Genomic DNA, 13183 nt, shown 5'->3' on the forward strand with positions numbered 1-13183 from the left:
ATGAAACGTACCAAAGCCCAGGAATCCCGATCGGCTATCGAGCGACTTTATATCACCATGCGACACTTGTTTATGCGTGGAAATTACAAGCCAACGGGTATTTCCGGAGAATCCCTGGTGCAGGCCCTGCTTACGTTGAGTCCGGAGATCTATGGATACGTGACCGACCCGGAAAAGCTGGAATTGGACGGTTTGTTGTACGTGATGGAACGATTGCCGCGCGGCATCGAAGAATGCCGGTTTATTCGCCTGATAAGTAGGGAAGGATACGAGGATTCTGGGTTTACGGCACTTGTGCCGGCCAAACGGAAACGAAATTGTTACCGTGTGGACGCCGAGCAGATGTACGTAGAAATGACCCGGGGGAAAAGTGATATCTACGATATCCTGACGCACCTGACCTTTCTTTTTATCGAGTCGGAAAAAATCCGCAAAAACAGTACCGATCCCAAAGGCCGGATCAACCTGAATTGGCGAAAGCTACAGGAAGTGGTAAGTAAAGAAAATCAGGGCGAGGAGTTTAGCAAAGAAGCCGCCTGTTCGTACTTGTCGCATCTCACCGGCAGAACGTTTGAAGAGACCAAAGCTGCGGTAAAGAAATTCGAAAATTCCCGGAACAGCAACAGCCTTTTTGCCATTGTGTACCACATGGGTAGGTTATCCATGGAGGAAGCGGTTGAAAACAACGACCGGGAGATCTCCTTTTCGGCTACGTTGCGGGAGCGGGTTGGACACCACGTGTACGGGGAAACCTGGGCCAATACGATCAAACAGGTGTTGGACGAAGAAAACTTACTTGAGCGTCCGATTCACGTCATCAGCGCCAACCTGCATAGCGTGGTCAATACGGTATACGGTCATCAGGCGCTGGGTCTGGATAGCTACGAAGCCATCGAAGAAATGGCCTTGAAAATCAGTTTGCAGTCCAAAGGAAATAAGGAAAAAGAGATCGAAGAATACGCCAAAAGCCACGGCTTGATAGCGGTGCCAGATACCTCTGGAACAAATATCGGCGTGCAGGTAATCGACACCGGTAGAATGACCTCCAATACGCTTTTGCCTGGCGTGTCCTTACCGGAGAACGGGAAAAAGAGACCTGTTTTGGTAGTCATGGACTATGCGTTTGGCGAACAAGCCTACGAATGCTTCGACGAACTGTTGAAACCCTATGGTTCTGGTGATGAAAAGCGGCCACTTACCATCGTTTCTACGTCCATCATGGGCAAGGCGGGGATCCTGGAAGGAAAAAAAGGGGACTTGATGATTCCGGACGCCCATGTTTTCGAGGGAACGGCCGACAATTATCCGTTTAAAAACGAGTTGGATGTGGACGACTTTGCGGGATATGGGCTGGGTGTCTACAAAGGCCCCATGATTACCGTATTGGGTACTTCCTTGCAAAACAGGGACGTGCTCAGTTATTTTATGGAATCCTCCTGGAAAGCCATTGGCTTGGAGATGGAAGGAGCACATTACCAAAAAGCCATACAAGCCGCCAGCAAAATCCGAAACAGCATCCGCAAAAGCGTAAAGGTCATGTACGCCTATTATGCCTCGGACAACCCTCTGGAAACGGGAAGCACCCTGGCCTCTGGCGCCCTTGGAAAAGACGGCGTTCGTCCCACCTACCTGATTACGTATAAGATTTTAGAGAAAATAGGCAAATCCTAGTTCTTGTGTTTTTTCATTTTTGCCGGATCAAACGCCTTTCTCGTACAATTGGTGTGGGCACTCCTTATCGATAATAAAGTCCGGGCCTGATCCCGGAAGGGTCTCCTCTAATGCTTTTAGCCATGGAAAACCATTCTGCCCGGGCGATTGCAGGACAATGCAGGGCAGCATGTACTACTATTTTGTGGCTATTCCCAAATAGAATGGCGATACCTAAAAAAAACCGGTATTTTTTCGGCGTATGCAGGGATTTCAAATCACGCAGACGATGCAAACGATTAGCAGCATACGAGCGTGAAGGATGATTTGCAATTACCGGAATGAATGGAATAAGATAAATATTCTTTTTTACTAGCTTAATACCAAAAAAATAGATTTGTTATGAAAACTGTATTTTTCTATATTTTTTTTCTCATTTTTTTAGCAATAATTATTCGCAAAAAGATTAGGATTTGACTTAAATTTCTTTCAAATTTGGATTGGTGGGTAAATCTTTCGACGGTACCATTAACCTCGGAATTTACTCACCACCAAATCGTAATTGAGTGCGTATTCTGCCGGTTTTTAAGCCGATCCGGCAGAACGTTCCTTCGGTAGTTTAGGCAGCGGGTTTCGATGAACGGTTTGGTGTTCTTTTCTTCGATACTGATTTTGGCCCTATGATTTTCGAAATTTTTCAGATTTTAAGCGAGGAGATCAATCATTACTTCCAGGAAATTGGACTGGAGGACTCGGAATTGATCATTGATAACATTGCGTTGGCTGAAGGGTCTACGGATGCCGCAGAAGCAATGCGGGATAAAATGGTATTGACCCTGGTAAACCTCCATGAGGAAGGAACGATGAAAAATTTCCCCAATCACCAGTTTAGGGAAGATCAGATTCAGTACCGCAACCGGGTGATTCACTTGCATCTCTTTCTATTATTTTCGGCAAATCGGAACATGTATAGCAAATCGCTGAAAGATTTAGCGGCGGTTATTTCCTTTTTTCAGGGTAAAAAGCTTTTTACGCAAGGGAACACTGTCTTTGACAGGGAATTGGACTCCATGCAACACGTGGGTAATTTCCGATTTACGATGGAATTGTACACGCCGACGTTTGAGGAGTTGAACTTTATTTGGGGTACGCTGGGGGGCAAGCAGTTGCCTGCAGTATTGTATCAGCTGAATCTATTACCGCTGGAAAGGGACATGGGACAGGGCGAGGCGCCACTGATTCAACGTATTCGATCTAATGTAAAAAACCAGTCCTAACCATGGTTACTGCAGCTTACACTACCTTGTTTTCGGTTCGCATTTTGCATGAGTATCATTTGAACAACGGGGAGGAAACCTATGGCAGCATGTCGGTGGCGGATCAGCAGGCCGCGCTTTCGGGCTATCGATGGCAGGATTTTTTATCCATCCGGCCCTCTTTGGAGACCGTCCGGCTGTGTAACAGATTTCAACTGTTGCTCAAGCACAGGGAGAGTAGCTTTACCGTACTGATTCGCAGCCGGGAGGAGGGTTCTCAGGAGAGTTTCATCGCCTTGGATCCGGATCTCACCCTGGGATTTTTCGTGGAATACCGCGATCCTTACTTCGAGAATTACACGCAAATGCCTTTTTTATCCGGGCAAAAAATGTTTTTTTCAAATTTTCTACCGGAAGCCACGGAGGGTGTGGATGTGGAACTTATTTCCCTTGAAAGCGATTCCGATGTTTTTTCGGAAGATTGGCTGATTCCGGAGGAGAATTTTCAACAAGTGAAGGACAGGTACGCAAAATTGGGCGTGTCGCCTGTACCGGTGGGATTGCTCTTGATTCGTATGCATGGGGAATCGGGCGTTCGCAACGTAATCAATTTGGACGGGACGTTGAAAATCAATCCAACGGTATTCAAAATCCATTTTTCCAATCGAAGCACCTTTTGGAAGTACAAACAGGCATCAAGTGGGGAGGAGATCGAAACGAATCAGCCCAAACCGCTTACGAAAAAAGGCTTTGTGGAACTCGTTCCCGATACCGATTTCGACGTAGTCCCAGAAATAAGCAGTCAATTCAGGTTCCCCAATCCGGGGATTAAACACATTTACTCAGATGGAAACAATTATTATTCAGAAATCACTATTTAACAGGATGAATCATGGCAGCAAATTACAGAACCCCGGGTGTATACATTGAGGAAATCTCCAAATTTCCTCCCTCGGTAGCGCAGGTAGAAACCGCCATACCGGCATTTATTGGCTACACCGAAAAAGCCCGGGAAAAGGAAGCAGATACCAGCGAAACCCTTTTGAACCAACCGAAACGAATCGTTTCCTTATTGGAATACGAGACCTTTTTCGGCGGGCCCCAACCGGAAACCGGTATTCGCGTGCAGGTGACGGAGGAACTGGGTGAGAAAAACGTGTTGGTAGAACATCCCAATCCGGAAGACAAATCTCCGTTTTTAATGTATTATTCCATGCAGGCCTATTTTGCCAACGGGGGAGGTCCCTGCTACATCCTCTCCGTGGGTGTCTATGACGATGCCGACCCGGTGACGCCGGTGACCTTGGCAGCATTAAACGCGGGTTTGCTGGAATTGGAAAAAGAGGACGAGCCCACCCTGATTCTTTTCCCAGATGCCACTGCACTACCCGAGCCCAGCGAGTTTTATTCCCTGTACAACAACGCGCTTGCTCAGTGCAGAAAGATGAGGGATCGGTTTACGATCGTAGATACGTACACCAATACGATGGAGACAGAGATTTCCCTGGAAACGGGTGTACGGGAGTTGATTACCTCTGATTTGGAGGAGAAAAAGTACGGAGCGGTATATTTCCCCTATTTGGAAACGATACTGAACTACCAGTACAATGCGGAGCAAATCGAACTCACCCACTCCATTACCGATGCGTCGCCGGTTTCGGAGATATTGGAAGAATTGGATGATATCCTCGGGGAAGCAGAAGGAATAGTGGCGGATCTACCGGCAGATAGCACTGCATTTGCCGATGCGGATACGAGCATTCAGGCAGGTTCAGATCCGGATGCCGTGACCAATAAGTCTTCGGTCATCGACCCGTTGCAGGCAGTAGTGGATGATTTGAATGGCTTCGTGGATTTGATGCAGGAAGTGGTCGAGGACACCAACAATGTCGCTGCGCTGGCAGCGGAAGTAGATGCTGCCCTTGCCACGGTCGCCACGGATGCAGCGGCTGCCCTAAACGATGAATTGGAGCCGGCTGCCACCTTGCCGACCTTAATTCAGGAATTGCAAGGACGATTGGACAGTCTCATTGCTACGGAAGATGGAGCGACTGTCAAGTCCGCTTCAGGGTCTGCCCAAACGGCAATTGCCGGTGCCGACATGAACACGCTGCTTCAAGGTATTTTGGACTTGATTGATCCACCGATTTTGGATGCGCTGCTGGATATAGAGGAATTGGATATGGTTTCCGAAGGAGAGTTGGATGGCTTGTTTCTGAGTGAAGTTGAGGCCGTCGATAGCGCTACGTACAATACCATCAAGGCGGAAATTAACAAATTAAAGGTGGTGTTGCCCCCATCCTCCCTGATCGCGGGGGTTTACGCGCGCGTGGATTCGAATAGCGGGGTTTGGAAGGCTCCAGCAAATGTATCCTTAAAATACGTGGTCAAGCCAAGCCTCAAAATCACCAACGACATGCAGGACCGTCTAAATGTCGATACCACGGCGGGAAAATCGATCAACGCCATCCGGTCGTTTACCGGGAAGGGCACGCTCGTATGGGGAGCCCGTACGCTTGCGGGCAACGACAACGAATGGCGTTTCGTATCGGTCCGACGCTTTTTTAACATGGTCGAAGAATCGGTAAAAAAGGCTACCGAACAATTCGTATTCGAACCCAACGATGCCAATACCTGGGTGAAGGTTCGGGCCATGATTGAAAACTTTCTAATTCAGCAATGGAGGGCCGGAGCACTGGCCGGTGCAAAACCGGAGCATGCGTTTTACGTACGGGTGGGACTTGGTCAGACCATGACTGCCGTTGATATTTTGGAAGGAAGAATGAATGTAGAGATCGGTATGGCTGTGGTAAGGCCGGCAGAATTCATTATCCTTAAATTTTCTCACAAAATGCAGGAATCCTGAAAAAGTTAAATCACACCTTTAAAAGTAACAAACCATGAGTTATCCATTATCAAAGTTTCACTTCCAGGTAGAATGGGCTGGGACAAATATCGGGTTTACAGAAGTCTCTGGACTGGATGTGGAAACAGAAGTCATCGAATACCGGCACGGAGCGAGCCCCGAATACAGCAAGATTAAAATGCCAGGAATGCAGAAATTTAGCAACATCACCTTGAAACGGGGGACCTTTGCCACCGACAACGAGTTTTATACCTGGTGGAATTCGGTGCAATTAAATCAAATAGAGCGAAGGGATATCACCATATCCCTACTTAATGAAGAGCACGAGCCGGTGGTGGTATGGAAGGTGAAAAATGCCTGGCCAACCAAGGTTCAATCCACCGATTTAAAAGCAGACGGAAACGAAGTGGCCATTGAGAGCATGGAACTGGTGCACGAAGGCCTGAGCATTCAAAACGAGTAAGGATGGCGATGACGTACCCTCCGGTTGGATTCCATTTTTCCGTTAATTTTTCCGGACTCGAAGGAGAGGAAGCAGATACCCAGTTCCAATCTGTTTCCGGGTTGACAGTTGACCTTGAAACGGAAGAATTCGCCGAAGGCGGTGAAAACAGGTTTAAGCATAAATTCCCGGTTCGGACCAAGTATCCCAATTTGGTTCTAAAACGTGGGATGGCGATGGATTCTGAATTGATTCAATGGTGCAGGGATGCCATGGAATCGTTTGCCTTTTCTCCAAAAAACCTGACCATTCGCCTGCTTAACGAGACGCATGAACCCCTTCGCACCTGGAATGTTGTGCACGCGTTTCCGGTAAAATGGGTGGTGGGTGATTTTAATGCCGAGGAAAGCAAACTGGTGATCGAAACCCTGGAATTTTCTTACCAATACTTTAAAATTCTCGATTAATGCCCATAGAAATAAAAGAACTGCACATAAAAATTCACGTGGATGAGCCTGGGAAAAAAAATTCAGGAAAAGGTGCGGGTAAAGAGGAACTGGTGGCGCTCTGCGTAGAACAGGTTATGGAACTACTCAAACTTCAAAAAGAACGGTAATAGCGATGAATGAAGGAAAACTGGAAAAGTTGAAAGTAGTGGCCTACAGCGACCCGGAGTTTAACGAAAAGGTGGCTGGGGGAGAGTTTTCGACCTTGTTGAATCCGGAGAAATACCTGTACCGCTACAAAATTGACCAAAATGAAGATCAGGCACCGGGTACCAGTGCTGCGCCTACGCGGTTTAATAAAAAACTTCCCGAAGAACTTGATCTTGATTTTTTATTCGACCGGACCGGGATCGTACCAGGAAAGGAAGCGATAGAAGCGGGAGTTATTGACGATATCGAACATTTTAAGAAAGTGGTGCTGGACTACAATGGCGAAGAGCACAAGCCGAATTATGTTCTGATATCCTGGGGAAGCCTATTGTTTAAAGGTTGCCTTACCGAAATGTCGCTGGAGTTTAAGCTTTTTAGAGCTGATGGTACCCCCCTTCGTGCGTTGGCAAAGGCCAAATTTAAGGGATTTGTAGAAGACAACCTGCGGGCAGCGAAAGAAAACAATAGCTCTCCGGATCTTACCCATTTCCGGACGGTTAAGGCCGGTGACACCCTTCCCTTAATGGCCCACCGCATTTATGGCGATCCGGCCTATTACCTGGAGGTGGCAAAAGCCAATAAACTGGTAAACTTTAGGAACTTAAAACCGGGCCAGGCGATTTATTTCCCGCCCTTACAAAAGCAATGACATGCGCAATAACGATGTAATCCAAACCGGAAGAAGTGCCGACCTGGTAACCCTGGAACTCGTAGTCGGGGATGAATCGGTTCCAGATACCGTTCACATTGAGTCCGTTTTTGTCCATAGAGAAGTCAACCGGATACCATTCGCGAAAATTACGCTATTGGATGGAGATGTTCCCAACAGGGATTTTCCCTTGAGCAACGAGGAAACCTTCTTGCCGGGCAATGAAATCGAAGTATTGGCCGGGTACCACAGTGATAATGCACGCTTGTTCAAGGGACTGATTGTCAATCATCGGTTACGCATCCGCGATGGGAGTCAGCAACTGCTGATTGAATGCAGGGATCCCGCTTACAAAATGACACAAGGCCGAAATTCGGCGTATTATTACGAACAGTCCGATAGCGAACTCATGGAAGCGCTCATTGTGAAATACGGGTTGCAGGCAGCGGTAGAATCGATCGACTATGTACATCCGGAATTGATCCAGTATCAATGTTCGGATTGGGATTTTCTAGTGACCCGGGCACAGGCAAACGGCATGGTGGTGCGGGTAGAAGACGGGACGGTTTTCGTAGCAAAGCCTGATTTGTCGCAGGAAATACTGGAGACAGCCACCTTCGGAGCCAATATACTGGAGTTCGATGCAGAAATGGATGGCAGAAACCAGTTCTCATCCGTGGAATCCTATGCCTGGAATACGACGGATCAATCGATGGTGAAGATAACAGGTACTGATCCGGCTCTGGGTTTACAGGGAAACATTTCTGCCAGTCAATTGGCAGAGAAAATGGGAACCGGACCGCTGGAATTGAAAAACGGAGGGCGGATTTCGGAAAGCAGTCTTCAGGAATGGGCAGATGCCAATTGGCTCATCCGGCAGTTAGCGAAAGTAAGAGGAAGGGTTAAGTTTCAGGGCATCTCTCAGGTAGTACCAGGCAAAATAATTGCGTTAAGTGGTGTTGGTGACCGTTTTTCAGGCAATGCCTATGTTTCGGGAGTGCTGCACCAATTAGCTGGGGGAAATTGGACCGTCGATGTTCAGTTTGGATTGGATCCACAATGGTTTTCCGAAAAAGTACCCCTGCATGGCCCTGCCGCTTCAGGGCTTGTCGCTGCTGTGAAGGGATTGCAGGTAGGAAAGGTTTCTCAGCTGCAAGATGACCCGGAAGCGGAAGAACGAATCATGGTTACCCTTCCGATCATCAACGATGCCGAGCAGGGGATTTGGTGCCGCGTGGCCTCTCTGGAGGCCGGAGAAGAAAGGGGTTTCGTATTTCGGCCCGAAATCGGAGACGAAGTCATTGTGGGCTTTATCAACGAAGACCCAAATCAGGCAGTAGTATTGGGTTCCTTGCATAGCAGTAAAAATACCAGCCCCATACCCGGTAGTGACGACAATCACCAAAAAGGGTATCTGTCCCGGACAGGTATCAAGCTCCTGGTGGACGATGAACTAGGCGCCCTGACCCTCGAAACACCTGCCGGAAAAAAACTACACCTGGACGACGATGCCGATGAAATATCCGTATCGGACGAACATGGAAATTCTCTGGTAGTTAATTCGGATGGTATGGTTTTCGAGAGTTCGGGAAACCTGACACTTAAGGCTGCCCGTGATCTGATTTTGGAGGGGAGCAACGTGAACATTGCTGCCCAGGCTGAATTTTCAGCGGAAGGTTCGGCCGGGTCCACCTTATCCAGCAGTGCCGTAACCACCGTGAAAGGATCGTTGATACGAATAAACTGATCGTAAAATGGGAATGCCAGCAGCCAGAATTACCGACATGCACGTTTGCCCGATGGTGAACCCGGGTGGTCCACCCCATGTAGGTGGACCCATTATGCCTCCGGGAGAGCCTACGGTTTTAATCGGGGGATTACCCGCAGCCAAGGTGGGAGACATGGCCACCTGTTCGGGTCCGCCGGACGCGATTGTAGCCGGCTCTGCGACCGTTTTAATAGCGGGTATGCCTGCAGCGCGTCTGGGGGATACCACGGCACACGGAGGCTCGATAGTGGCTGGGCTTCCTACAGTTTTGATTGGTTAATGAACTAAATTGTTACGACATGGAGGAAGAAATGGGATTTTTAGGAAAAGGCTGGAGTTTTCCACCTGCATTTAATCCAAATACCCGTTCGGTGGACATGTCCTCAGGAACGGCTGATATTCAGGAAAGTTTGTGGATCTTGCTGTCCACCCGATTGGGTGAACGTGTGATGCAGCCCAAATACGGCTGCCAGTTGGATGAACTTCAATTCGATAACCTGAACCGCACCACCCTTACCTATGTATCGGAACTCATTCGAACCGCCATTTTGTACCACGAACCCCGGATCGAAGTAGAAAAAATAGAAATTGAAGAAGATGAATTAATTCGTGGCAAGTTGACTATCAACCTCAGCTACACCGTGCGGGGTACCAACTCCCGACGTAACCTGGTTTACCCTTACTACCTGAATGAAGGAAACGGAATATAGTGTCCATGCAACCTGAAAACCTGAACATATTGCGAATATTGTGGCGGAAGGGCAGGTCGCGGGAGGATAGGGAGCAGCCCGACCTCAATCCGGACAGCCTGGACCTGATGGCATTGGATGTGGAAGACTGGATCTTTTTTGCCCATAATTTTGCGCAGTTTATCCCCTTTTTGCCAGTTTCCGGCTCGGGGCAACCGGTGCACACCTGGCAGGTGTTTTTCTCCGAGCTATTGGATATAGCAGACGTACCCCAAAAAGGAACTCGTGCCTATGAAGTACTGAAAGCAAACCTTCGGGATAAACTTGCCGCGTTTTCGGAATCTGGAAATTTAGCCCCTCAACTTACCGTGTTGGTCGCTTTTCTGGAATTGCTGGAATACTCCCGCAAACGAATGAACGGAATAGGTAAGCGACACCTGGATTTTTATTACCGCTCGGTCCTGAATCTGCCAAACAAGGCTGCTGCACCCGATGAAGCCTTTGTGGTGGTGGAAGTGGCAAAAAACCAACCGGTCCACTTACCGATCGGAACCGCATTTGACGGGGGGAAGGACGAAAAAGGCCTTAGTCGGCATTACCGCACCGTCACGGAGTTTTCTGCCAACCGAGCCCAGGTAGTGCAAGTTAAAAACCGGTTTGCCGACGGGAGAAGCAAACAGGTAAAGGTTAGTCAGGTGGCAAATTCGCTGGATGGAACCGGTGCGTCCTTTCTTCGCTCCAATCAAGGCTGGTGGCCGTTTGGCCATACCCTGGCGGATAAGGATTGGCCTGCGTTGCCAAACGCCTCGTTTGGTTTTGGGCTAGCAGCGGCAGTGCTTTGGTCCTCGGACGCCGCGGATAGGTATCTTTCCTTTGAATTTGAATTCAAAAAAAACCTTCCCTTTCAGGGCACCGACGCCGATGTGGCGCAGCTTTTTTCCTGCCATTGTACGGGGGCAAAGGAATGGATCTCCCTATCGCCAAGCAATCATCCGAAACAGGGAATGGTTTGTTCGGTGGCTGCTAACCGACTGGTAGTGGTTCTCTACCTGCCAAAAAGCCTGGGCCCGCTAACCGCTCCGCAGGAGGCAATTCATGGACCGAGTCCGGGTGGGGGAGATCCGTTGATCTGGTTTGACCTGAAATGTGCCTCCAAAAAAGCCTACGATTGGATTAAAGGCCTGAGCGAAACAGCCCTTCAAAAAATCAACCTCACCACACGGAATACCAGCATCCGGCAGCCAACGCTGGAATCCGACCTGGGCGTAATCAATGCCTCGAAGCCTTTTCAACCGTTTGGAAGTATTCCGCGCAAAGGCAGCAGCTGGTACATTCGGTATCCGGATTGGGAGAAAAAATCTCCCAGCAAAGTGACGGTACGGGGAACATGGTCCAACACCCCGGAAGACTTCAAGGAATGGTATTTTGGTTACCGGAATTTGGGCAATGATTATTTGAGTAAAGACAGCTATCTTGCGCAACATTTCCGGACGGTTTCAGCCGCTACTCCCCCCGTAAAAACGTTGCTATGGCAACCGAGCGGATTGAAAGCGCCTCTGCTTGCCAACCAGATAGTGGTCAATACCGACCCGCCAAATCTCCTTGTAGAAAGCGAAGCGTTTTTTTCGGCTGCCGTTTCGGTAGGAGACGGGCAATCCTGGACCACCTACCTGCCCTCGGAAACCTTATTGGAAAAAAAATCCGGGAGCTTTGTGTTGGAATCCGAAATTAACTCCAAACCCGGAGAAACCAGTATGCCCGCAAGTGGGGGAGTAAAGTTCACGTTATTGCAATCCTTTCTCCACGAGCTTTTTCCCAGGCTCTATGCGCTGGCCATGGCCAGTGACCAACCGGAAACGCCCATCCCCAACGAGCCCTATACACCCTTGCTCGAAAACCTGGAAATCAGTTTTGATACCCAACATAGCTTTTCTCTTTCTGCAGAGGAATCCGGGGAGTTGTCGTTGTTTCACCGAGATGATTTTGGGTATTTTGAAGATGCAATGGAGCGAGACGCATCAGCCATTTTGGAGGAAAAGTATTTGCTGGCATTTCCGGGAGTGGGAGGAGAGTTGTTTTTGGGGATCAAAGACCTGCAGAAAAATCAGCAGCTTTCGCTCCTGTTTCAGGTGCTTGAGGGTAGCGAAAATCCATCCAATGCCGGTTCTGCACAAGAGTCATCGTTGCAATGGAAGGTCCTGACAGGCAATCGTTGGCAACTATTGACCAAAGAGCAGATTGTGTCCAACCAGACACAGAATTTTTTGCGTTCGGGTATTTTGGTTGTGTCCTTGCCGGAAGGAGCATTTGACTCCCATGACCGAATGTCCAGGGATTTGGTATGGATTAAGGTACACTCATCCGCTCCCTTCGATGCCAGCAGCAGAATGCTTGGCGTATACACCCAGGCAGTAAAAACGCGTTTTGAAAACCGTGGAAACGATTTGGCGCATCTCAAGCACGGGCTGCCGGCAGAAAGTATTGGTAAAATGGTCGAGCGGAAAGCGGGAATTAAGTCGGTTTATCAGCCGTTTAATTCCGTCGGAGGCAAGGCCGAAGAATCCGATCGGGCATTTTATACCCGGGTAAGTGAGCGGTTGCGGCACAAAAACCGAGCGGTATCTCTTTGGGATTACGAGCAACTGGTGCTTCAGGAGTTTCCCGAGGTTTATCGGGTAAAATGCTTGAACCACAGTACGCCTGATTCTTTTTTAGCTCCCGGAAAGGTACTGCTTGTGGTGGTTCCCGATACGGTAAACAAAAACGTATTCGATGTATTCAAGCCAACGTTAAGTGGTGCCCAGCTGGCAGCCATCGCATCCTTTCTTCGGCTTAAAACTGCTCCTCAGGTACAGCTTGAGGTAATCAATCCCGTTTATGAAGAAATCAAAGTAAAGGTACAAGTCCGGTTCAAGCCCGGCCTGGATGCAGCTCACTATTTGAATGAAATGGAAAAGGCGCTGATAGGGTTTCTATCTCCGTGGACCACCGGTGATCGGCAGGCGATAGATTTTAGTAGCTATGTAAATAGAAGCGGACTGATCTATTTTTTTGAAAAACTTGACTATGTCGATTTTATTCAGCAACCAGTTCTGTATAAAAATGGGGTGGAGATTAAGGAAGATTTATTCCCCAAAAGCCCGCTGCACATCCTGGTCTCCGCCAAGTCCCATGATATTTCCCTATACGAAATGAGTTAACCGATAT

Annotated in this window: 12 protein-coding genes; all 12 read left to right on the plus strand. The window is 48.5% G+C overall.

Annotated features, from left to right (window positions below; all coding sequences use genetic code 11):
* The 12 genes from BMW71_RS02580 (at position 1) to BMW71_RS02630 (ending at position 13176) form a co-directional block, all read left to right on the plus strand.
* Entirely contained in the window at positions 1–1671 is a 1671-nt protein-coding gene (locus BMW71_RS02580) for a DUF6909 family protein (RefSeq protein WP_092169045.1), read from the plus strand.
* Between the two features lie 659 nt (positions 1672–2330).
* A complete protein-coding gene (locus tag BMW71_RS02585) occupies positions 2331–2927 on the plus strand; it encodes a Pvc16 family protein (protein WP_092169047.1) in 597 nt (198 codons plus the stop codon).
* A gap of 2 nt (positions 2928–2929) precedes the next feature.
* Positions 2930–3787 (plus strand): hypothetical protein, encoded by an 858-nt coding sequence (locus tag BMW71_RS02590; protein ID WP_092169049.1) that lies wholly within the window; start codon positions 2930–2932, stop codon positions 3785–3787.
* Between the two features lie 11 nt (positions 3788–3798).
* Complete coding sequence (locus tag BMW71_RS02595) at positions 3799–5772, plus strand: phage tail sheath family protein (RefSeq protein WP_092169052.1); 1974 nt, start codon at positions 3799–3801, stop codon at positions 5770–5772.
* A 34-nt stretch (positions 5773–5806) separates the two neighbouring features.
* Positions 5807–6235, plus strand: a complete 429-nt coding sequence (locus tag BMW71_RS02600; RefSeq protein ID WP_092169055.1) for a phage tail protein — start codon at positions 5807–5809, stop codon at positions 6233–6235.
* 2 nt (positions 6236–6237) lie between these two features.
* Entirely contained in the window at positions 6238–6681 is a 444-nt protein-coding gene (locus BMW71_RS02605) for a phage tail protein (RefSeq protein WP_092169058.1), read from the plus strand.
* Positions 6681–6830: a DUF5908 family protein gene (locus BMW71_RS23650; protein WP_174238267.1), complete on the plus strand. Its 150-nt coding sequence runs from the start codon at positions 6681–6683 to the stop codon at positions 6828–6830. The genes BMW71_RS02605 and BMW71_RS23650 overlap by 1 nt, the downstream gene beginning before the upstream one ends.
* A 5-nt stretch (positions 6831–6835) precedes the next feature.
* Positions 6836–7519, plus strand: coding sequence for a CIS tube protein (locus BMW71_RS02610; protein WP_092169061.1), 684 nt, complete (start codon positions 6836–6838; stop codon positions 7517–7519).
* Between the two features lies 1 nt (position 7520).
* The gene (gene vgrG / locus BMW71_RS02615) at positions 7521–9266 is read left to right on the plus strand and encodes a type VI secretion system tip protein VgrG (protein WP_092169064.1); all 1746 of its coding nucleotides are present in this window, start codon (positions 7521–7523) and stop codon (positions 9264–9266) included.
* Between the two features lie 7 nt (positions 9267–9273).
* A complete protein-coding gene (locus BMW71_RS02620; protein ID WP_092169067.1) occupies positions 9274–9567 on the plus strand; it encodes a PAAR domain-containing protein in 294 nt (97 codons plus the stop codon).
* A gap of 19 nt (positions 9568–9586) precedes the next feature.
* Complete coding sequence (locus tag BMW71_RS02625) at positions 9587–9997, plus strand: GPW/gp25 family protein (protein ID WP_092169070.1); 411 nt, start codon at positions 9587–9589, stop codon at positions 9995–9997.
* A 5-nt stretch (positions 9998–10002) separates the two neighbouring features.
* Positions 10003–13176, plus strand: a complete 3174-nt coding sequence (locus BMW71_RS02630; RefSeq protein ID WP_143057531.1) for a baseplate J/gp47 family protein — start codon at positions 10003–10005, stop codon at positions 13174–13176.
* Positions 13177–13183 lie beyond the last annotated feature (7 nt).

The organism is Cyclobacterium xiamenense (genome assembly GCF_900109255.1).
GTDB classification, from domain to species: domain Bacteria; phylum Bacteroidota; class Bacteroidia; order Cytophagales; family Cyclobacteriaceae; genus Cyclobacterium; species Cyclobacterium xiamenense.